19 protein-coding genes and 1 riboswitch are annotated in these 19832 nt (G+C 70.3%); of the genes, 8 read left to right on the plus strand and 11 right to left on the minus strand.

Going from position 1 to position 19832, the window contains the following annotated elements; translation table 11 throughout:
* The first annotated feature begins 2 nt into the window (after positions 1–2).
* Positions 3–1469, plus strand: coding sequence for a PTS transporter subunit EIIC (locus tag ACFWBD_RS06460; protein WP_385663475.1), 1467 nt, complete (start codon positions 3–5; stop codon positions 1467–1469).
* Here the strand turns inward: ACFWBD_RS06460 and ACFWBD_RS06465 are convergent.
* Entirely contained in the window at positions 1399–2916 is a 1518-nt protein-coding gene (locus ACFWBD_RS06465) for a subtype B tannase (RefSeq protein ID WP_385663625.1), read from the minus strand. The two genes, ACFWBD_RS06460 and ACFWBD_RS06465, sit on opposite strands and share 71 nt — an antisense overlap.
* A 179-nt stretch (positions 2917–3095) precedes the next feature.
* On the opposite strand from ACFWBD_RS06465, the gene ACFWBD_RS06470 reads away from it, so the two are divergent.
* Entirely contained in the window at positions 3096–3668 is a 573-nt protein-coding gene (locus ACFWBD_RS06470; protein WP_385663478.1) for a hypothetical protein, read from the plus strand.
* A gap of 69 nt (positions 3669–3737) precedes the next feature.
* On the opposite strand, the gene ACFWBD_RS06475 is transcribed toward ACFWBD_RS06470, so the two are convergent.
* From ACFWBD_RS06475 to ACFWBD_RS06490, 4 genes are all read right to left on the minus strand, one after another.
* A complete protein-coding gene (locus tag ACFWBD_RS06475; RefSeq protein ID WP_385663481.1) occupies positions 3738–5315 on the minus strand; it encodes a carboxylesterase/lipase family protein in 1578 nt (525 codons plus the stop codon).
* 189 nt (positions 5316–5504) lie between these two features.
* The gene (locus ACFWBD_RS06480) at positions 5505–6977 is read right to left on the minus strand and encodes an MFS transporter (RefSeq protein ID WP_385663484.1); all 1473 of its coding nucleotides are present in this window, start codon (positions 6975–6977) and stop codon (positions 5505–5507) included.
* A 278-nt stretch (positions 6978–7255) separates the two neighbouring features.
* Positions 7256–8110 (minus strand): metallophosphoesterase, encoded by an 855-nt coding sequence (locus tag ACFWBD_RS06485; RefSeq protein WP_385663487.1) that lies wholly within the window; start codon positions 8108–8110, stop codon positions 7256–7258.
* Positions 8111–8168: 58 nt separating this feature from the next.
* Positions 8169–9296: an NADH:flavin oxidoreductase gene (locus ACFWBD_RS06490; RefSeq protein ID WP_385663490.1), complete on the minus strand. Its 1128-nt coding sequence runs from the start codon at positions 9294–9296 to the stop codon at positions 8169–8171.
* Between the two features lie 358 nt (positions 9297–9654).
* Between ACFWBD_RS06490 and ACFWBD_RS06495 the strand changes: the two genes are divergently transcribed.
* Positions 9655–10377, plus strand: a complete 723-nt coding sequence (locus ACFWBD_RS06495; RefSeq protein WP_385663492.1) for a dienelactone hydrolase family protein — start codon at positions 9655–9657, stop codon at positions 10375–10377.
* A 148-nt stretch (positions 10378–10525) separates the two neighbouring features.
* On the opposite strand, the gene ACFWBD_RS06500 is transcribed toward ACFWBD_RS06495, so the two are convergent.
* Positions 10526–10759 (minus strand): hypothetical protein, encoded by a 234-nt coding sequence (locus tag ACFWBD_RS06500; RefSeq protein ID WP_385663494.1) that lies wholly within the window; start codon positions 10757–10759, stop codon positions 10526–10528.
* Positions 10756–10983 (minus strand): hypothetical protein, encoded by a 228-nt coding sequence (locus ACFWBD_RS06505; protein ID WP_385663497.1) that lies wholly within the window; start codon positions 10981–10983, stop codon positions 10756–10758. The genes ACFWBD_RS06500 and ACFWBD_RS06505 overlap by 4 nt, the downstream gene beginning before the upstream one ends.
* Positions 10984–11097: 114 nt before the next feature.
* Between ACFWBD_RS06505 and ACFWBD_RS06510 the strand changes: the two genes are divergently transcribed.
* The 4 genes from ACFWBD_RS06510 (at position 11098) to ACFWBD_RS06525 (ending at position 13975) form a co-directional block, all read left to right on the plus strand.
* Positions 11098–11940 (plus strand): Scr1 family TA system antitoxin-like transcriptional regulator, encoded by an 843-nt coding sequence (locus ACFWBD_RS06510; protein ID WP_385663499.1) that lies wholly within the window; start codon positions 11098–11100, stop codon positions 11938–11940.
* Positions 11921–12130, plus strand: a complete 210-nt coding sequence (locus ACFWBD_RS06515; protein ID WP_385663501.1) for a DUF397 domain-containing protein — start codon at positions 11921–11923, stop codon at positions 12128–12130. The genes ACFWBD_RS06510 and ACFWBD_RS06515 overlap by 20 nt, the downstream gene beginning before the upstream one ends.
* Positions 12131–12407: 277 nt before the next feature.
* Entirely contained in the window at positions 12408–13235 is an 828-nt protein-coding gene (locus ACFWBD_RS06520) for a hypothetical protein (RefSeq protein WP_385663503.1), read from the plus strand.
* Positions 13236–13294: 59 nt separating this feature from the next.
* Positions 13295–13975, plus strand: coding sequence for a Uma2 family endonuclease (locus tag ACFWBD_RS06525; protein ID WP_385663505.1), 681 nt, complete (start codon positions 13295–13297; stop codon positions 13973–13975).
* A 79-nt stretch (positions 13976–14054) separates the two neighbouring features.
* Here ACFWBD_RS06525 and groL read toward each other — a convergent pair whose 3' ends face one another.
* The 4 genes from groL to thrC all read right to left on the minus strand — a co-directional run bounded on the left by groL (position 14055) and on the right by thrC (position 18444).
* Entirely contained in the window at positions 14055–15677 is a 1623-nt protein-coding gene (gene groL, locus ACFWBD_RS06530; RefSeq protein ID WP_171397996.1) for a chaperonin GroEL, read from the minus strand.
* Between the two features lie 345 nt (positions 15678–16022).
* The gene (locus ACFWBD_RS06535) at positions 16023–16229 is read right to left on the minus strand and encodes a cold-shock protein (protein ID WP_062645468.1); all 207 of its coding nucleotides are present in this window, start codon (positions 16227–16229) and stop codon (positions 16023–16025) included.
* Positions 16230–16717: 488 nt separating this feature from the next.
* On the minus strand, positions 16718–16993 hold the full coding sequence (locus ACFWBD_RS06540) for a MoaD/ThiS family protein (RefSeq protein ID WP_351762954.1): 276 nt from the start codon (positions 16991–16993) through the stop codon (positions 16718–16720).
* Between the two features lie 134 nt (positions 16994–17127).
* Positions 17128–18444, minus strand: coding sequence for a threonine synthase (thrC, locus tag ACFWBD_RS06545; RefSeq protein WP_385663510.1), 1317 nt, complete (start codon positions 18442–18444; stop codon positions 17128–17130).
* Positions 18445–18462: 18 nt separating this feature from the next.
* Positions 18463–18628: riboswitch (SAM riboswitch) on the minus strand.
* A 169-nt stretch (positions 18629–18797) separates the two neighbouring features.
* Here thrC and ACFWBD_RS06550 point away from each other — a divergent pair.
* On the plus strand, positions 18798–19742 hold the full coding sequence (locus ACFWBD_RS06550) for a glucosyl-3-phosphoglycerate synthase (protein WP_385663513.1): 945 nt from the start codon (positions 18798–18800) through the stop codon (positions 19740–19742).
* Positions 19743–19832 lie beyond the last annotated feature (90 nt).

Raw genomic sequence — 19832 nt, forward strand, 5'->3', positions numbered from 1 at the left:
GGGTGCGTATCGACTCCTCCTCCACAGCCGCCGCGATCCTGCCCCTGGTGGGCGGCCCGGCGAACGTCACGTCCGTCGCCCACTGCATGACCCGGCTGCGGCTGGGCCTCGCCGATCCGTCCCGCGCGGACGAGGAGGCGCTGCGGGCGGTGCCCGGGGTGCTCGGGGTCGTCGTGGACGACGGCTCCTACCAGGTGGTCCTCGGGCCGGGCGTGGTGACGCGGGTGACGGCCGACTTCGAGCAGCTGCTCGCCCGGCCGTCCACCGCCGACGAACTGGGCGCGCGCGGGGCCGAGTTGCGGGAGGAGCGGCGCAGGGGCAACGCGACTCCGTTCAAGGCCGCGCTGCGCCGGCTGGCCGCTGTGTTCGTCCCGCTGATTCCCGCCCTCATCGGCTGCGGGATCCTCGCCGGGATCAACGGTCTGCTGCTCAACGCCGGGTGGCTGCCCGGCCTCAGCCCCGCCCTGACCGCCGTCGCCTCCGCCTTCATGGCGCTGATCGCCGTCTTCGTCGGCCACAACACGGCGAAGGAGTTCGGCGGCACCCCGATCCTGGGCGGTGCGGTCGCGGCGATCGTCGTCTACCCGGGGGTCGCGAAGGTGACGGCGTTCGGGGTGACCCTCGCCCCCGGCCAGGGCGGGGTCCTCGGCGCGCTGGCGGCCGCGCTCCTTGCGACCCGCGTCGAGAAGTGGTGCCGCGGCCGGGTCCCGGAGGCGCTGGACGTACTCCTCACCCCGACCCTGACGGTCCTCGTCGCCGGGCTCGGCACGCTGTACGGCCTGATGTACGCGGCCGGCGCGATGTCCTCGGCCATCGGCACGGCGGCGAACTGGCTGCTGGCGACGACGGGCGCCTTCGCGGGCCTGGTGCTCGGCGGCCTCTTCCTGCCGCTGGTGATGCTCGGCCTGCACCAGGCCCTCATCCCCATCCACACCACCCTCATCGACCAGCAGGGCTACACGGTGCTGCTGCCCGTCCTGGCTATGGCGGGCGCGGGCCAGGTCGGCGCCGCGATGGCGGTGTACGTCCGGCTGCGCCACGACACATCCATCCGGACGACGATCAGGTCGGCGCTCCCGGCCGGGCTGCTGGGCGTCGGGGAGCCCCTGATCTACGGGGTTTCGCTCCCGCTGGGCCGCCCCTTCCTCACCGCCTGCGCGGGCGGGGCGGCCGGCGGGGCCTTCGTCGGCTTCTTCGCGATGCTCGGCGACAAGGTGGGGGCGACGGCGATCGGCCCGTCCGGCTGGGCCCTGTTCCCGCTGCTGGCGGGCAACCGGGGGCTGGGCCTGACGGCGGCGGTCTACGCGGGCGGGCTGCTGACGGGGTACGCGGTCGGCTTCGCGGCGACCTGGGCCTTCGGCGTCACCGACCGCGTCGCCGCCCGCGTGCCGGCCGGCGCTACTTCCCGCGGGAGCGGGAGCGGTGACCCGGGTGGCCCGGGTAGCCCGACACCTCGCCGATCCAGCTGACGAAGTCGCCCGGGTCCAGGTCGGCGCCGTGGCCGGCGTCCCAGTAGTAGGACGTGTCGACGTCGTCGCCGAGGGCGGTCAGACGGGTGGCGAGGTTGGCGGCCACCGACAGCGAGGTGTCGCTGTCCTTCGTGCCGAGCCGTATCCACCAGTGCTTCGCGCGGTGCGGATTGACCTTGTCGACGAGGTGGTACATCGGGTTCATCAGGTGGAGCTTGGCGGGGAGGTCGGCGTCCAGGCGGGCGCTGTCGCCGGCCTCGTGGCGGAGGCTGTAGAGCGTGAAGTGGCGGGCCTTGGTGGTGCCGGTGCCGAAGAGGTTGCACTCGGGCGTGGACAGGTCGAAGCCGTCGAAGGAGGGGGCGTTCTTCTTGCGGGCGCCGACGTGGGTGAGGAAGTCCGCCCAGGTGAAGGCGGCCTTGCCCGCGGACCAGGTGATGAAGGGGTTGGCGGCGAGGTAGGCGTCGCGGGCGGTGTCCGTCAGGGCCGCCAGGTACTTGGTGGCGGAGGGTTGGATGAACGTCTCCAGCAGGTAGGTGTCCAGGTTGCGGGCGGTGAGGGCGCCGTAGCCCCTGGCGCGCAGTTTCAGGGACGCCAGGTAGTCCGTGAACTGCGCTTTCAGGTCGGCGGAGATCGTCGCGTCGACCGTCGCGCCGGAGGCGAGCGGGTTGGCGCCCCAGCACCACTCGTAGGCGGCGTCGGCGTGCTCCAGGTCGGTGATGGGGCACCAGTCGCCGCTGGCGAAGATGGCGTCGGAGGTGTCCGCCGCGCCGATCTCGGCCAGGTAGGAGTCGTACAGCGGGCTGTCGCCGGAGGCGCCGAGCAGCGCGGAGAGGGCGCCTCCGGCGCTGACGCCGGAGGAGACGATCCGCTCGACGTTGCCGGGAACGCGGCCCTTGTTGAACTTCAGGTACCGCACCGCTGCCTTGAGGTCGACGATCGCCGCGGGCGCGGTGCCGTAGTACGTGCCGTTCGCGTCGACGAGGCTACGGCCGCGGGCGCCGGGCTCCACGACGACGTACCCGGCGGCCAGTGCCAGTCCCTGCCGGCTGGTGCCGCCGCCCATGCCTGACGCGCTGATCCCGGTGGCGTTCGCCACGGAGGACGGCATGTAACCGCCGACGGCGTTGGCGAAGAGGATGGGCGCGTCGGAGGCGTCCACGGCGGTGCCGTCGATGGACACGGGAACGCTGACGTTCAGGGACTGGTAGGCCGTGTTCACCGGATCGGCCACGTAACTGGCGACCTTGAAGAAGCGGTAGGTCACGCTGTGCGCGGTGCCGGTGGTGTCCTTGATGCTGATGGTCTGCTCGGTGTAGGCGGTGGGGTCGAAGACCAGGGAGGCGTCGGCCGCCGACCCGGAGCCCGCGGAAGCCCTGCCCGGCCCGGCCGCAGCGGCCTCCGGGGCGAATCCGAGGGCGGGTACGGCCCCTGCCGCGGTGAGCCCCATGACCACAGTCCTGCGCTTCACTCGCTTCACTTCCGTCTCTTCAGTAGGCAGCTCTTGCCGTCGCCCCCTTTGCTACCACCCACACCCTTCAATCGTCACCGAAATTGTCAACAATCACAGCCGCGCAGCCCAGATTGGCCGAGAGCAGCCTCCCGTCCCGCCCGCCCTACCCTGGAGCCATGAACCACGCCCAGCTCACCGCGCTCGGCCGTGCCCTCCGACTCCTCGGCGAGCACGGCGACGCGCTCACCGCCGACGCCCCGGACACCCGGCTGCACGAGGTCAAGGCCGATCTGCGGCGCGCCCTGAACCTGCTGGACGACAGCGTCGTCGGCGCCACGCCCACCACCCGCTGTGCCGAGCACCCGCACGGCCCGGTCGACGAGGCGGCTCCCGACCTGTGCCTGCTCTGCGAGACCCGCCGCCGGGCGGCCCGCCGCGCCGAGTTCAACGGCCCCGCCCCGCAGGCGCCGTACACCCCCACCCCCTCCACCTCCCGTTACGGCACCCGCGCCGACCGTCCGCAGCCCCAGCAACGCTGGCTGGCGGAGCTGTGGAACGGCCAGGAGTGGCAGCTCTGCGGAACGCCGCGCAGGGACCGCCGCGAGGCCGAGCTCTACATCGCCGCCCTGCGCCGCGGATCCCGGCCCGCGATGGCCTACCGACTGGTGCACGAGTTCACCGACTACGAGGTGCTGCGCATCTGGGGCACCCCGGTGAAGGTCGACATCGAACCCCTCGGCAACCTCTAGCAGTTCCGGGGCCTCTCAGGCCTCTGGCGCCCCTCCCCCCGCACTGCCCGCGACGCCGCCCTCGACGCCTTACTCAGCGCCGTCCTTGACGCCTCCGTCCGGCAACGGCAGTGGCGGGAAGCCGTAGCCCTCCCACAGCCTGCGGGACGTCTCCTCCGGGTACGGGCGCACCTCCGGCTCGGCGTCCAGCACCTGTACCAGCCTGCGCTCCGGGTCGTAGGCCGGCCAGCCCGGGTCTCCCGTCCGCGCGAAGGACGTCCACGACCGGTGGAAGCCCGCCGTCAGGGCCCGGGCCTCGTCCGTCACCTCCGCCCCCGCGAACAGCAGGTTCCCCAGGTCCGCCGCGTAGGTGCCGAACAGCAGCGGGATGTCCAGGCCGTGGCACGCGCCCAGGGTGCCGCCGGCTCCCGGGGCCGGCCAGGTCAGTTCGTAGACATGGGCCCGGCCACCGCCCGCCACCTGCGCCTCGGCCAGGTGCAGGGAGGGTATGTGGAACAGCCAGTCCGACTGCACCCTCTCGTACAGCTCGCCGGGATCCGCGTCCGGGAAGGCCGACCGGTAGGCCTGCTCGCCCTCCGGTCCCCCACCCGGCGCGAACAGCCGGAGCACGGCCGTCGCCTGTTCCTCGGTCACCTTGCCCAGCAGACCGCCCAGGACGAGGAACAGCCGGAACTCCTGCGCGTTGTGTCCGACGATCAGCTCGACGTCCCGAGCGGCGCCCGCCGCCAGCGCCTCCCAGGGAGTCGTCGGCAGGACCTCGCCGTCGACCACCGGAGAGAACGGGGTGACCGTGGGCGCGACCTGCCCCCACCGGTCCACCCGCTGCGCCATCTTCGCGCCCAGCGCCGCACCGGCCTCGGTCAGCGTGCGCGGGTCAACCGTGCCCAGGTCGGCGGCCGTCGGACGCAGACCGGCCTCCGCGGCGATCGCGCTCGCGAGGTCGCGGGCCAGTTCGTCGGAGAAGTAGGTGCCGGGCACGCTCTGCGCGATGGCCCGCCCGAACAGGCCCCGGGCACTCGGCATGGCCAGCAGCGCGGCCACCGAACCGGCCCCCGCCGACTCGCCGAAGACGGTCACCCGGCCGGGGTCGCCGCCGAACGCCGTGATGTTGTCCCGCACCCACTCCAGCGCGGCGACCTGGTCCAGCAGCCCCCGGTTGGCGGGCGCGCCCTCGATCCGCGCGAACCCCTCTATGCCGACGCGGTAGTTGAAGGTGACGATGACCAGGTCGCCGGCGCGGGCGAGGTGCTGCGCGTCGTAACCGGGGCTGCCGGAGTGGCCGAGCTTGTAGGCGCCGCCGTAGATCCACACCATCACCGGCCGGGCGGCCGACGGGTCCGGTTCCGTGTCCGGGGTCCAGACGTTGACCGTCAGCCAGTCGTCGCCGGTCGGGGCGTCCAGGTTCCCTGCCCGGCCCTGGATGCCCGCCTCCTGCGGGGGCGGCGGGCCGAAGGCGTACGCCTCCCGTATCCCGTCCCACGGGTGGGGCGGGCGGGGGGCCTGGAAGCGGGCCTGGCCGACCGGGGGCGCGGCGAAGGGGATCCCGCGGAAGACCGTCAGGTCCTCCTCACGGCGGCCTCGTACGGCGCCGGCGGTGGTGCGGGCGACTAGCCGGTCAGTGGCGTCGGTGGCGTCGGGTGTCGTCATTGATCACTCCTGGAATGGCGGCTGTTCAGGGAACGGGCGGTGATCGGGGAAAGTGCCGAAGACGGCTGCCACCCCTCGTGTGGGTGACAGCCGCCTCGGGCCGGTCAGTCGGCTTCCGGCAGGCCGGTCGGTAGCTCAACCGGCCGGCCGGTCGGCTTCCGACAGGTCAGTCGGTACGTCGGTCGGCGCTCACGCCTTGACCGGGGCGGCCTCATCGGCGCCTTCGACCACCGAGAGCCCGGCCGGGGCCCTGCGCTTCGGGATGAACGTGGCGAGAAGGAAGGCGGCCAGGGCCGCGCCGGCGCCGATGGCCATGACGACCTTGAAGCCGTTCTCCGAAGGGAGGGCGTAGCCGCCGAAGTCGGTGGTCATCTGGGCGAGGATCACACCGGCGATGGCGCTGGCGAAGCTGGTGCCCAGGGACCGCATCAGGGTGTTGAGACTGTTGGCCGCGCCCGTCTGGGAGGGGTCCACGGCGCCCATGATCAGGGCCGGGAGCGCGCCGTAGGTGAAGCCGATACCGGCGCCGATGATGCAGGACACCAGGATCAGGTGCCAGACCTCCGACATGAGCAGGATGTTCAGGCCGTAGCCGGAGGCGACGATCAGCGCGCCGATCATCAGGGTGACCTTGGGGCCCTTGGCCTTGGTGATCTTGGCGGACACGGCGGACATGACCATCATGACCAGGCCCTGCGGGGCCAGCACCAGACCGACGGTCAGCATCGACCTGCCCAGGCCGTAGCCGGTCTGCTCGGGGAGCTGGAGCAGTTGCGGCAGGACGAGGGACATCGCGAACATCGAGAAGCCGAGGGCGATCGAGGCGAGGTTGGTGAAGAGCACCTGGGGCTTGGCTGTGGTGCGCAGGTCGACCAGCGGCTGCTTGGCCTTCAGCTCCCACCAGCCCCAGGCGGCCAGGATCAGGACGGCCGCGACGCCCAGGCCCAGCGTCGTACCGGAGGTCCAGCCCCAGTCGGCGCCCTTGGACACGGCCAGCAGCAGCGAGACCAGACCGGCCGACAGACCGAGCGAGCCGACCAGGTCGAAGCGGCCGCCGACGCGGTTCTGCGATTCCGGCACGAACACCAGCACGAGCAGGAAGGAGACGACGCCGAGGGCGGCGGAGGTCCAGAAGAGGATGTGCCAGTCCCAGTTGTCCGCGATGAACGCGGCGGTGGGCAGCCCGAGCGCGCCGCCGACACCGAGGGAGGCGCTCATCACCGCCGTCGAACCGGCGAGCTTCTCGGCGGAGACCGTGTCCCGCAGGATGCTGATGCCCAGCGGCACCACGGCGGCCGACAGCCCCTGAAGCGCACGGCCGGCGATCATCGGGACGAGCGAGTCGGCGAGGGCGCAGACCACCGAGCCGGACACCAGCAGCACGATGCTGGTGAGCAGCATCCGCCGCTTGCCGACCATGTCGCCGAGCCGCCCCACGACCGGGGTGGCGACGGCGGCGGCGAGCAGCGTGGCGGTGACCGCCCAGGCGGTGTCGGAGGCGGGCGCGTCCAGCAGCTTGGGCAGCTCGGGGACGATCGGGATGACCAGGGTCTGCATCAGTGAGACGACGATCCCGGCCAGGGCCAGCACCGCCACCACGGCGTTCGACCTCGGTGGGGCGGATGTTCCCGCCGCAGCGGGTCGGGCAAGGGCGTCGGACATGACAGGGCCTCCGTCGGATGCACGAGGGATGTGAACTGCTTGACTCAAGCAAGCTTATGCAGATTGATTGAGTTAAGCAAGCTAAATTTCCCGTGCTCGCGCCGACCAGGGAGAACGCCGCCACACCATCGGACGAGGTGGGCGAGGCGGGCGAGGCGGACGACGTGGGCGAGGCGGGCGAGGCGGACGTGCCTCATGGGGCCATGAGGCCATGAGGCCATGGGGCCTATGAGCCTCACGAGGCGAACAAGGCGCGGGCGGCGAAATCCGCCCCGGCCTCAGCCGTGCCGCGCGATGAGCTCCCGGGTCCGCTCCTCGTCCAGCTCGTAGACCGTCTCGTGGGCCCGCGGATCCCGTGCGTGCAGGGTGTGGAACATCGGCCCCGTCGCCCCGCCCAGCTCCACCAGGGACGCGGACGCGCCCCGCACCGCCCTTTCGGTGCCGGGCGCGGTGGCCAGGTCGATGCGGTTGACCACCCCGGGCGTCACCCACACCGGCACGGCGGCCAGCAGCCCGAACAGCTGGAGATGGAAGTGCCCGGTGAGCACGACACGGACGTCACTCCCCCGGATCACCTCCGCCAGCCCCTCGGGCTCGCGCAGCCCGAAGACCCGCTGGGTCGCCGAGCTGCCGAGGCAGATCGGGGGGTGATGGAAGGCGAGGACGGTGCCCAGCTCGGCCGGGGTGCTCAACACGTCCCGCAGCCAGTCCAGCTGGCCCGCGCCGAGCCGGCCGTACACCTCCCCCGGCACCAGGGAGTCCAGGGTGACGAGCCGCCAGCCGCCCACCGTGCTGACGGCGGCCCGCTCGGCACCGGGAAAGGCGAGGACGGCGTCCGGATGCCCGCTGCCCAGCACCTTCGTGAAGGCGGACCGCTCGTCGTGGTTGCCCGTGGTGTAGAAGACGGGCGCGTCCAGGGAGCGCGCGAAGTCGCCGATCAGCTTCCGTACGGTCGTGTACGCCGCCACCGAGCCGTCGTCGGCGAGGTCGCCGGTGACGACGACCGCGTCCACGTCCCGCTGGTGGCGGAGTTCACCGAGGAGGAGCCGCAGGGAGTCGGCGGCGTCGACCCGAAGGCCGTCGGGCCCGTCGACGCGGCCGATATGGGTGTCCGAGAGATGCAGGATTCTCATCTCCCGGACCATACCCGCGAGTTGACGCTCAGCGAGGTGTCGCTCTTCGAGGTGTCTGTCAGCTGAGGGTGCGCAGCGCGGCGGCGTCGAAAGGCTTCAGCTCGTCGAGACGGCCGTCGAGCACCTTGGCCGCCCACTCCGGGTCCTGGAGTAGCGCCCGCCCCACGGCCACCATGTCGAACTCGTCGCGCTCCAGCCGGTCGAGGAGGTCGTCGATCCCCTTGGTCGGGGCGCCCTCGCCCGCGAAGCCCTTGAGGAAGTCGCCGTCGAGGCCGACCGAGCCGACCGTGATGGTGGGCTTGCCGGTGAGCTTCTTCGTCCAGCCCGCGAGGTTGAGGTCGGAGCCGTCGAACTCCGGGAGCCAGTAGCGGCGGGTGGAGGCGTGGAAGGCGTCGACACCGGCGGCGGCGAGCGGAGCGAGGATGGCCTCCAGCTCCTCCGGCGTCTCGGCGAGTCGCGCCCGGTAGGCCTCCTGCTTCCACTGCGAGTAGCGGAAGATGACCGGGAACTCGGCCGAGACGGTCTCGCGCACGGCGGCCACGACCTCGGCGGCGAACTTCGCACGGGCCACGGCGTCGCCACCGTAGGCGTCGGTACGGCGGTTGGTGCCGGCCCACAGGAACTGGTCGACGAGGTAGCCGTGGGCACCGTGGATCTCGACGCCGTCGAAGCCGATGCGCTCGGCGGCGGCCGCGGCCTCGGCGAACGCGCCGATGACGTCGTCCAGGTCGCGCTGGGTCATCGCCCGGCCGGCGCCCTCGGTCCCGTCGAGACGGATACCGGAGGGGCCGACGGCGGGCGCGTCCGCGTACGGCGGCTCACCCTGGCTGCGCACCATCCCGATGTGCCACAGCTGCGGCACGATCGTCCCGCCGCCCGCGTGCACGGCGTCGGCGACCTTCGCCCAGCCCGCGAGCTGCTCCGCGCCGTGGAACCGGGGTACCCGGTCGCTCTGCCCCGCGGACTCGTGCCCGACGTACGTCCCCTCGGTGACGATGAGGCCGACACCGGCGGCGGCCCGACGGCCGTAGTACGACACGACGTCCTCGCCGGGAATGCCGTCCGGGGAGAACATGCGCGTCATGGGCGCCATGGCGATGCGGTTCGGAACGGTGAGTCCGTTGATGGACACCGGGCGGGAAAGGATCTCGGCGGCGCGCGTGGCGGCAGGCGGGGTGATGCTCACGTGGGGGGCTCCTCGGGACGATGGACCAGTGGGTATGTGCACATGCATTGAGTGCCTCTCCCACTGAAACCCCCCGACCACCCGAGCCATTCCGAGCCCCGGAAGACAGCCACTGTGATTCCGGCCACGCGTCGGCCAGGGGGGGGGCGGTGCCGCGCTCCACCACGGCCACGAAGCCTCCGCGAAAACCCGTTGGCGGACCACGGCGACCACTGCTACCTTCCCGGAGGCCGTGCGAGAGAACGAGGAGGTGGTACCCGTGAACGCAGTATCGACATGGGTGCTCCCCTCCGGGGTCACGGTCGGACGGTAGGTCGTCCGGGAGCGCCGTTCCAGCGCACTCCCGAAAGGCACGACCATGCAGTTCACTTCCGAGCAACGCCTCGACGACGGCGTCCTCGAACGCGAATTCACCCTCGGCGAGATCCCCGGCACCCTGTGGACGCCTGAATCCGCCGCACCGGCCCCGCTGATCCTGATGGCCCACAACAACGGCCTGCCCAAGGCGGACCCCCGGCTGGTGGCCCGGGCCCGGTACACCGCGGCGCACGGCTACGCGGTGGCCACCATCGACGCCGCCGGGTGCGGCGACCGGCCCCGTTCCGCGGCCGACGAGCAGGCCCGCGCCCACCTCCGCCGGGCGATGCAGGCCGGCGAGCCGGTCGACGAGATCTTCGAGTCCTTCGTCGGCCCGCTGGTCGAAAACGCGGTCCCGGAATGGCGGACCACCCTGGACGCCCTCCTTGCGCTGCCCGAGATCGGCGGCCCGGTCGGGTACTCGGGGTGGACCGCCGTCGGCATTCGGCTGGCGGTGGCCGAGCCGCGCATCACGGCCGCCGGTTTCTTCGCCGGGGGTTTCGTGCCCCGCGCCCAGCGCGAGGAGGCCCGGCAGATCACCGTTCCGCTGCTGTTCCTGCTGCAGTGGGACGACCATGGGAACCCCCGGCAGCGCGCCCTGGACCTGTTCGACGCCTTCGGCAGCAAGGAGAAGACGCTGCACGCCAATCTGGGCGGGCACACCGGCACCCCGTCGTTCGAACTGGAGGACGGGTGCCGGTTCCTGGACCGACATCTGAAGTGAGGCCGGGCCGTCTGGCGGGCAGCAGACAGTAGTTGGTGCCGGCCAGGATGCCGCCCATCGAGGACAGGCCCCGGCCTTCCTCGATGGCGGTGGCGGCGACCAGCCCACCGTCCGGGTCGATCAGGGTGCGGGACGGCCACCCGCGCCCCTATGTGCGGGCTCCTCCTGCGTGACGCGCGGCCCCGCGGGACCGCGCGTCACGATTCAACCGCCGCACCCTCTCCCGCAGCACCTCGGCGGGCGCCGCCTCTTCCACGTCCTCCGGCAGGCAGTCCCACTCCCGCCCACCACCCACCGGCCGCAGCACCACCCGGCCTTCCAGCCGTTCCATGACCTCCCCGATCCGCCCGCTCCTCGCGTCCAGGACGTACACCCCGCTCACGCGTCGGCCCCCGCCCCACGCAGGGCCGCCGCCAGCCGCGAGGCCACACCCAGGTTGCAGCGGCCCAGGTCCACCAGAGCGTACGGATCGCCGTGCGCGCCCGACACCGGATCGATCCGCAACGACGGCAGGATGATCCCCGCGTCGTGCAAGGCCGCCCGCAGTTGCTCCACGGCCTCCTGGACCGTCCGCGCCGGCCGGTCACCCGTGCTCGTCTCCGCCATACCCATCCCTCCACGCTGAGTGTTCACGTTCGCCACACAGCGTGGCCGACCCGCTTCTAACCTGGCCAGATACGGCGCCCCAACAACCACGTCTGTAGGACCAGGGAGTTGCCTGTGTCAGGCCCGAAGGACCTCGACCCGTCGTCGTCGCCGCGTTCCCTGCTGGGGGCGGAGCTTCGGCACGCCCGCGAGCGGAAGGCACTCAGCCAGGCCGAGCTGGGTGAGCCGCTCTTCGTCAGCGGCTCGTTCATCGGCCAGCTGGAGGCCGGAACACGGCGCATGCAGCTCGACTACGCCGTCCAGATAGACGAGCTCCTGGGCACGGGCGGGTTCTTCGCCCGCAACTGCCGGGCCCTGGCCAAGTCCAAGTACCCAAACCACTTCGCGGAGGCGGCGGAGGCGGAAGCGGTCGCTACGGCGATCAGGGAGTACTCACAGTTGCTGATCCCGGGCCTGCTGCAGACGAAGGCCTACGCGGAGGCGGTGTTCCGTGCGTACAAGCCGACTGCCCCGGACAGCGATATCGACGATTTGGTGGCCGCCCGCCTTGAGCGCGCACGTCTCCTCGACGATCCAACAACGCCGTTGTTGTGGGCGATCCTCGACGAAGCGGTGGTCCGTCGGACGGTCGGCGGAGGCGCGGTGATGGCGGAGGCGCTCCGCCGTGTGGCGGGTCTGGCCCAAAAGCATCGGATCATCGTGCAGGTGCTGCCGTTCGGTGCTGGGGCTCACGCGTCGATGCACGGCTCGCTGAAACTCATGGAATTCGAGGACGCTCCCCCGCTCTCCTTCGTGGAGGCACCGGATATGGGGAAGTTGCAGGACGACCCGGCTACGGTCGCCCGCCACACTCTGATGTTCAACCTCCTCCAGGCAGCGGCCCTTTCACCGCAGGATTCACTGGCCCTGCTGGAGTCGGTGGCGCAGGATTACGAACATGGAGAACCGCAGCCGTAAGTACGACCTGAGCACTGCCACCTGGCACAAGTCCAGCTACAGCGGCGGGGACGGCGGCAACTGCCTGGAGGTCGCCCTCGGCCACCCCGCCCTCGTCCCCGTCCGGGACTCCAAGACCCCCCTGGGCCCGAGGCTCGCGTTCCGGGCGGAGGCGTGGTCCGCGTTCGTGGAGAACCTCAAGGTGGGCTGATCCGCACCCGTCCCGAAGCTCAAGCGCCCAGCGCCGAGCCCTCTTTGCAAGGAACGGGTCAGGGGTCTCAACCCACCCTCCCACCCCGCGAGTTGACGCGACGTGACCGACTTGCCACGGAAGGTCACCAGGCTCTAGCGTGCGCATAACGAAACAGCCCCCGCCAGGTGCGCCAACACCTGCGGGGGCTTGACCTACAAGATCGAATGAGAGTCGATCCGTGGCTGATGCCAAGCTTAGTGCCGCCTCCCCGCCCGCGCACGTATCCCCGCACCCGATGGCCAATCCGGGTTACGGAAAACGCTCCGCACCGGGCCAACTCCGCCGCACCCGTCACGACTTCGCTCACCTCCCGCCCCGCGAGGCGGCCATCGCCGCGTACCTCGACCGCCTCCCCGACGGCACCGACATCTCCGTGAAGACGCTGGCCAAGCAGCTCCCGTACGGACAGTGCGCCCTCCGCACAGCCCTCAACCGCATTCAGCAGGCCGGGCACCTGAGGCGGGGCCGGGAACGCGTGGCGACCGCTTCGGGCGAGTCGCGCTGGATCACCCGAACGTGGTTCACCCGTACCGCGCGCGACGACCGCTGGTGGGTGACCTTCACCCGAGGTGACGTACCGGAAGACGCGCCGGACCCCGAACGAGCCCGGTCCGCCACCCGCTCCCGCGCCCACATCCTGCTCGCCGCCCTCGGCCGCACGGCACCCGCCCTCTCCCTGTCCGCAGCCGACTGCGCGCAGCTCGCCCCGCTGGTGGAGGAGTGGTTCGCACGCGGGGCCACCGAAGACACGCTCCTCGCCGCCCTCACCGCCGGCCTGCCGACCCCGGTCCACAGCCCCGCAGCCCTGCTCCGCCGCCGCCTGACGGACAAACTCCCACCGGAGCCGCCTGCCCCCCGGCCGCCCCGCCGGATGCTGGAGTGCGCGGAGTGTCGTGTCCCGGGCCGCCCCGAAGCGCTGCCGGGGGGCGTTTGCAGCGGCTGCCGGGGTGCGCGCGCCCACGCCCACGCCAATGCGCCCCTGCCCGCTGCGGCCATCCACGCCCACGCGACGGAGATCCGTGCGGCGATGTCCCTGCGACAACAGGAAAGGACACCCGTATGACAGCTCCCACGGTCCGACGAGACCACACCGGGGCACGATGGAAGGAAGGAGGCGACGCCATGACCCCTGACACCGCTGAACGCCCGCAGATGTCCGTCGAGGACTTCGAGGAACTCGTCGGCAAGGCTCCGAGGGAGCTACGCAACCGGCTGGAGTTCCTCGGCGGGAGGCTGTGCATCCGGCACGGGCCGCTCGACGTCGAGGAGTTCGAGGAACTGGCCGAGGCGGCTCCCGAGACCGTGCGGCTGGAGTACATCAACGGGAAGGTAGTTGTAAAGGCCATGCCGGACGGCAACCATGGCGAGATCTTCGTCTGGCTTCAGGAACAGTGCATGCAACATCGCCCTGATCTGCGCGTCTACCCCGAGTCCGGCGTCAAAGCCGAGGCATACCGCAAGGGCCGGGCCCGCACGGACGGTGCGCTCGCGCCGAAGGGCCACTTCAAGGGCCGCACGGAATGGTCTGCGGCCGACGGCATCCTGATGGCCGTGGAGATCACCTCCCACGACAGGGACACCGACCAGCGCGACCGTATCGACAAGCCTGTCGGCTATGCCGGGGCCGACATCCCCGTCTACCTCCTCATCGACCGCGACCACAACACGATCGTCGTGTTCAGCGAGCCCAAGGATGGCCGCTACCAGCAGTCCGACTCCTACACCTGGGGTGCCACCGTGCCGCTTCCCGCTCCGGTGAGCGTCACCCTCGACACCGAGGAGCTCAAGGACTACGCCGACTGAAACGCCCGAAGGCGGCACCCCCCGTTTCCGGGAAGTACCGCCTTCGGCCTGTAGGACAGGCGATCAACCGTGAGGTCGATCAGAAGTCCATGTCACCGCCCGGCATGCCGCCGCCGGCCGGCGCGGACGCCTTCTCCGGCTTGTCGGCGATGACGGCCTCGGTGGTGAGGAACAGCGCGGCGATGGAGGCCGCGTTCTGCAGCGCCGAGCGCGTGACCTTCGCCGGGTCGATGATGCCCTCGGCGATCATGTCGACGTACTCGCCGGTCGCGGCGTTGAGGCCGTGACCGATGGGCAGGTTGCGGACCTTCTCGACGACGACGCCACCCTCGAGACCACCGTTGACGGCGATCTGCTTCAGCGGGGCCTCGAGCGCGATGCGCACGGCGTTGGCGCCGGTCGCCTCGTCACCCTCGAGCTCCAGCTTCTCGAAGACGGCGGACGCCTGGATGAGCGCAACGCCACCACCGGCGACGATGCCCTCCTCGACGGCGGCCTTCGCGTTGCGGACGGCGTCCTCGATGCGGTGCTTGCGCTCCTTGAGCTCCACCTCGGTGGCGGCGCCGGCCTTGATGACGGCGACACCGCCGGCGAGCTTCGCCAGGCGCTCCTGCAGCTTCTCGCGGTCGTAGTCCGAGTCGCTGTTCTCGATCTCGGCGCGGATCTGGTTGACCCGACCCGCGACCTGGTCCGAAGAGCCGGCACCGTCGACGATGGTGGTCTCGTCCTTGGTGATGACGACCTTGCGGGCCTTGCCCAGGAGGTCGATGGAGGTGTTCTCGAGCTTGAGACCGACCTCCTCGGAGATGACCTCGCCACCGGTGAGGATGGCGATGTCGTTCAGCATCGCCTTGCGGCGGTCGCCGAATCCCGGGGCCTTGACCGCGACGGACTTGAAGGTGCCGCGGATCTTGTTGACGACCAGCGTCGACAGCGCCTCGCCCTCGACGTCCTCGGCGATGATCAGCAGCGGCTTGCCGCCCTGCATGACCTTCTCGAGGAGCGGGAGCAGGTCCTTGACGTTGGCGATCTTGGAGTTCGCGATCAGGATGTACGGGTCGTCGAGGACGGCCTCCATACGCTCCATGTCGGTGGCGAAGTACGCCGAGATGTAGCCCTTGTCGAAGCGCATACCCTCGGTGAGCTCCAGCTCCAGACCGAAGGTCTGGGACTCCTCGACGGTGATGACGCCTTCCTTGCCGACCTTGTCCATCGCCTCGGCGATGAGCTCGCCGATCTGGGTGTCGGCGGCGGAGATGGAGGCCGTGGAAGCGATCTGCTCCTTGGTCTCGACATCCTTGGCCTGCTCGAGCAGGGCACCGGAGACGGCCTCGACGGCCTTCTCGATACCGCGCTTGAGGGCCATCGGGTTGGCGCCGGCGGCTACGTTGCGCAGGCCTTCCTTGACCAGGGCCTGGGCGAGGACGGTCGCGGTGGTCGTACCGTCACCGGCGACGTCGTCCGTCTTCTTGGCGACTTCCTTGACCAGCTCTGCGCCGATCTTCTCGTACGGGTCCTCGAGCTCGATCTCCTTGGCGATGGAAACACCATCGTTGGTGATCGTGGGTGCGCCCCACTTCTTCTCGAGGACGACGTTGCGGCCCTTGGGGCCGAGCGTCACCTTCACGGCGTCCGCGAGCTGGTTCATGCCGCGCTCGAGGCCGCGCCGTGCCTCCTCGTCGAACGCGATGATCTTGGCCATGTGAAGTGGTCCTCCCGGACTGGGGTGGATTGCTCCGGACCGCGCTGGCGCCCGCGACGGACGGCTCGCCGGCCTCGTGGTTCCTTGCCCCACCTGGCCTGCGGGCCTCACCGACCCGATCCTCGTTGTCACTCTCACCTTCAGAGTGCTAACGCCAATGATTAGCACTCGACCCATGAGAGTGCAAGCGCCTCCGCCGGACCGGCGCCCTTCCGGACACCCCTCGCGGACGTCTCACCGACGCCTCGCGGACGTCCCCGGACAGACTGAAGGGCTCGCACCCGGTGGAGGTGCGAGCCCTTCGTCAGATGTACAGAAGAACGACGCTTTCAGTCGGCGCGTGCTTCAGCCGGTCGCGAGCCGGACCATGTCCGCCTGCGGCCCCTTCTGGCCAGCCGAGATCTCGAAATCGACCCGCTGACCCTCTTCCAGGGTGCGGTAGCCGTCCATCTGAATCGCGCTGTAGTGGACGAAAACATCCGCACCACCGTCGACCGCGATGAAGCCGTACCCCTTCTCCGCGTTGAACCATTTGACGGTGCCCTGAGCCATGCCTAACTCCCCTATTACTGGCCCTTGCACAGATCCACACTTCGCGGATCCGGGTCAGACCTCACCCCCCGGTTGGCTTGGGGGCGTGCGCCGGAACGCGTCGACCGCGGCCGAATGTATCTGTCCAACTGCCGTCTGCAACAGGTCAGTCGGACGAGAATTCCGGACGCGTGGGATCCGGAATGTGGCGAGAATTCGCCTGAATTGAGGGCAAGTCGGGCCCTACATAAGCCACAAAAGCCACGAGAGAGGCGCAGACATTGGCTGCTTCTTGTCGGGCGTGGGGCAGAAATCAAAGGTTCCGGATACGGCGATCCGGACCGGGTTCCCCAACTGTACCGCGCTCAACCACACTGAATTGCCCCCTCCGCTTCTATCGCGGAGAGGGCAATTCGATGAACGCTCGGTAATCGCTGTTACCGACGGTTACTACCGATGGGTACTGAACGACGGTCAGTCATCCGCCCAGCGGTCGCCCGCCCGTCGGCTCAGCCACCGGCGACGGCCGGGATGATGGAGACGCCGGCGCCGTCCGGGGTGGCCGTCTCCAGACCCTGCTCGAAGCGGACGTCGTCGTCGTTCACGTAGACGTTGACGAACCGGCGCAGCTTGCCCTGGTCGTCCAGGACCCGGGCGGCGATGCCGGTGTGGTTCTTCTCCAGATCGGAGATGACCTCGCCGAGGGTGGCACCCTGGGCACTCACCTCGGCCTGGCCGCCCGTGTAGGTGCGCAGGATGGTGGGGATGCGGACGTTGACGCTCATGTCTTGTGATCTCCGGTCGGGTAGTAAGCCTCAGGGGCGCGGGGCCGTGCGGATCGTGCCGCTGCCGCCGCGTGGGCGCGACCGGCCCACACCGGCCCGCAGCGCCCATACGGTCTTATAGCGGAGCGCCCCGCTCAGGACGCGAGGCCGGCCTCTCGGAAGGAGTCGAGGTTCGGACGGATGGTCGCGGTCAGCCCGGTGCCGGCCACCGCGTCCAGGGTCTTCAGCCCGTCGCCCGTGTTGAGGACGACGGTCGTCCTGGTCGGGTCGAGAAGACCGTTCTCGATCAGCTTGCGCGTCACACCCACCGTCACACCACCGGCGGTCTCCGCGAAGATGCCCTCGGTCCGCGCCAGCAGCTTGATCGCGTCGACGATCTGCTCGTCGCTCACGTCCTCCACCGCGCCGCCGGTGCGCCGTGCGATGTCGAGGACGTACGGACCGTCCGCCGGGTTGCCGATGGCCAGCGACTTGGCGATGGTGTTCGGCTTCTGCGGGCGGACCACGTCGTGCCCGGCCTTGTAGGCGACGGAGACCGGGGAGCAGCCCTCGGCCTGCGCGCCGAAGATCTTGTACGGCCTGTCCTCGACCAGCCCGAGCTTGATCAGCTCCTGGAGGCCCTTGTCGATCTTCGTCAGCTGCGAGCCGGAGGCGATCGGCACGACCAGCTGGTCCGGCAGCCGCCAGCCGAGCTGCTCGCAGATCTCGTACGCCAGCGTCTTGGAACCCTCGGCGTAGTACGGCCGCAGGTTGACGTTGACGAAACCCCAGCCCTCGCCCGCCGAGTCGCCGATGAGCTCGGAGCAGAAGCGGTTGACGTCGTCGTAGTTGCCCTCGATGCCGACGAGTTCGCCGCCGTAGATCGCGGCCATGACGACCTTGCCCTGTTCCAGGTCGTGCGGGATGAACACGCAGGAGCGGAAGCCCGCCCGGGCGGCGGCGGCGCCGACGGCTCCGGCCAGGTTGCCCGTGGAGGAGCAGGAGAGCGTGGTGAAGCCGAACGCGCGGGCGGCCTCGATGGCCTGGGCGACGACCCGGTCCTTGAAGGAGTGCGTCGGGTTGCCGGAGTCGTCCTTGACGAAGAGCTTGCCGGCGTCGACGCCCAGCTCGCGGGCGAGGTTGTCGGCCTGGACGAGCTTGGTCCAACCGGGGTTGATGTTGGGCTTGTCGGCCACGTCCGCCGGGACCGGCAGCAGCGGCGCGTAGCGCCAGATGTTCGCGGGTCCGGCCTCGATGCGCTTGCGGAGCTCCTCCGTGTCGTAGGAGGAGAAGTCATACGCGATCTCCAGCGGGCCGAAACACTCCTCGCAGGCGAACACCGGGCCGAGGGGCACACGGTGACCGCACTCGCGGCAGTTCAACGCCGCGGCCGGACCGAGGTCGACAGCAGAGGACGTCGTAGAGTCGGTGGTGCTTGCATCAGCGGTGCTTGCAACAGTCTGCGCAGCCATGTGAGGCGAGGCCCTTTCTCCTCATCTTCCTCACGACGCATCTCGCCGTGAGACGGATTTGGCACCTTCCCGAGCCGGGAGCCTCGCGGAGCGATCACCACATGTGTCAGTGATCGTCACGAGACCGGCTGGAGGGTTGCCGGGGCTTCATCGGGCCGTATCCCTCTGCCCCTCTGGATGAGCGGTATGAAGTTGTCGACGGGGGCGACCTCGGACATGCGATGGTCATCCGCGTTGTTCAAGACTGTAACCGAAGGCCAGGACAGTTGAGATAGTCGTCCGAACCGCGAGATGGATCACACGGTCACCTCCTGTGCACCCGGTGTGATCACGACAGTGAGGAGCCGCGGACTGTGCTTCCAGAAACTGAGCGCTGGCTGACCACCCGCTCCTGGTCCGTGACCGATCGTCCGCTGCACCGGATCCTGGCCGCGAAGCGCGCCACGAACCAGTCGGTGTCCGTCGTCCTGCCCGCGCTGAACGAGGAGGAGACGGTCGGCGACATCGTCGCGATCATCCGTCACGACCTCATGCACCAGGTCCCGCTCGTCGACGAGATCGTGGTCGTCGACTCGGGATCGACCGACCGCACGTCCGAGGTCGCCGCGGCGGCCGGCGCGCGGGTCGTCCACCGGGACGACATCCTGCCGCGCATACCGGCCGTGCCCGGCAAGGGCGAGGTCCTGTGGCGCTCCCTGCTGGTCACCACCGGGGACATCGTCTGCTTCATCGACGCCGATCTGAGGGAGTTCTCCTCCGACTTCGTCTCGGGGATCGTCGGCCCGCTGCTCACCGACCCCGGGGTGGATCTGGTCAAGGGCATGTACGACCGTCCGCTGGGCGGCGCGGCCGGCCAGGGCGGGAGGGTCACCGAGCTCATGGCCCGCCCGCTGCTCAACATGCACTGGCCGCAGCTGGCCGGATTTGTGCAGCCGCTCGGCGGGGAGTACGCGGCCCGCCGCGGTCTGCTGGAGCAGCTGCCGTTCCCCGTCGGCTACGGCGTGGAGCTGGGCATGCTGGTCGACGCCCTGCACCTGGTGGGGCTCGACGCCCTGGCCCAGGTCGACATCGGCGTGCGCAAGCACCGTCACCAGGACGGCCAGGCGCTGGGCCGGATGGCGGCGGCCATCTACCGCACCGCCCAGCTCCGGCTGGCCCGCGGGCACCTGATCCGCCCGTCCCTCACCCAGTTCGAACGGAGCATGGACGGCTTCGAGCCGCGCACCTACTCCGTGGACACCGAGGAACGGCCGCCGATGGCGGAGATCGCGGAGTACGCGACCCGCAAGGTCGCGTGAGGGCCGGACGGGCCGTATACGGCATGCCGCCGACAGCGGCGACACGGCCGGACACGGCCCGTCCACACAGCGCGACCGTACGTTTGAGCG

Origin of the sequence: Streptomyces sp. NPDC060002 (assembly GCF_042737245.1) — a bacterium.
Lineage (GTDB): Bacteria > Actinomycetota > Actinomycetes > Streptomycetales > Streptomycetaceae > Streptomyces.

What these genes read in the sequence shown, in the direction of transcription:
- groL (WP_171397996.1), bottom strand. Translation starts at nt 15,677, where the DNA reads ATGGCCAAGATCATCGCGTTCGACGAGGAGGCACGGCGCGGCCTCGAG.
- ACFWBD_RS06505 (WP_385663497.1), bottom strand. Translation starts at nt 10,983, where the DNA reads ATGGCGGAGACGAGCACGGGTGACCGGCCGGCGCGGACGGTCCAGGAG.
- ACFWBD_RS06525 (WP_385663505.1), top strand. Translation starts at nt 13,295, where the DNA reads ATGACCCCTGACACCGCTGAACGCCCGCAGATGTCCGTCGAGGACTTC.
- ACFWBD_RS06495 (WP_385663492.1), top strand. Translation starts at nt 9,655, where the DNA reads ATGCAGTTCACTTCCGAGCAACGCCTCGACGACGGCGTCCTCGAACGC.
- ACFWBD_RS06515 (WP_385663501.1), top strand. Translation starts at nt 11,921, where the DNA reads ATGGAGAACCGCAGCCGTAAGTACGACCTGAGCACTGCCACCTGGCAC.
- ACFWBD_RS06540 (WP_351762954.1), bottom strand. Translation starts at nt 16,993, where the DNA reads ATGAGCGTCAACGTCCGCATCCCCACCATCCTGCGCACCTACACGGGC.
- thrC (WP_385663510.1), bottom strand. Translation starts at nt 18,444, where the DNA reads ATGGCTGCGCAGACTGTTGCAAGCACCGCTGATGCAAGCACCACCGAC.
- ACFWBD_RS06485 (WP_385663487.1), bottom strand. Translation starts at nt 8,110, where the DNA reads ATGAGAATCCTGCATCTCTCGGACACCCATATCGGCCGCGTCGACGGG.
- ACFWBD_RS06480 (WP_385663484.1), bottom strand. Translation starts at nt 6,977, where the DNA reads ATGTCCGACGCCCTTGCCCGACCCGCTGCGGCGGGAACATCCGCCCCA.
- ACFWBD_RS06465 (WP_385663625.1), bottom strand. Translation starts at nt 2,916, where the DNA reads ATGGGGCTCACCGCGGCAGGGGCCGTACCCGCCCTCGGATTCGCCCCG.
- ACFWBD_RS06470 (WP_385663478.1), top strand. Translation starts at nt 3,096, where the DNA reads ATGAACCACGCCCAGCTCACCGCGCTCGGCCGTGCCCTCCGACTCCTC.
- ACFWBD_RS06520 (WP_385663503.1), top strand. Translation starts at nt 12,408, where the DNA reads ATGGCCAATCCGGGTTACGGAAAACGCTCCGCACCGGGCCAACTCCGC.
- ACFWBD_RS06475 (WP_385663481.1), bottom strand. Translation starts at nt 5,315, where the DNA reads ATGACGACACCCGACGCCACCGACGCCACTGACCGGCTAGTCGCCCGC.
- ACFWBD_RS06535 (WP_062645468.1), bottom strand. Translation starts at nt 16,229, where the DNA reads ATGGCTCAGGGCACCGTCAAATGGTTCAACGCGGAGAAGGGGTACGGC.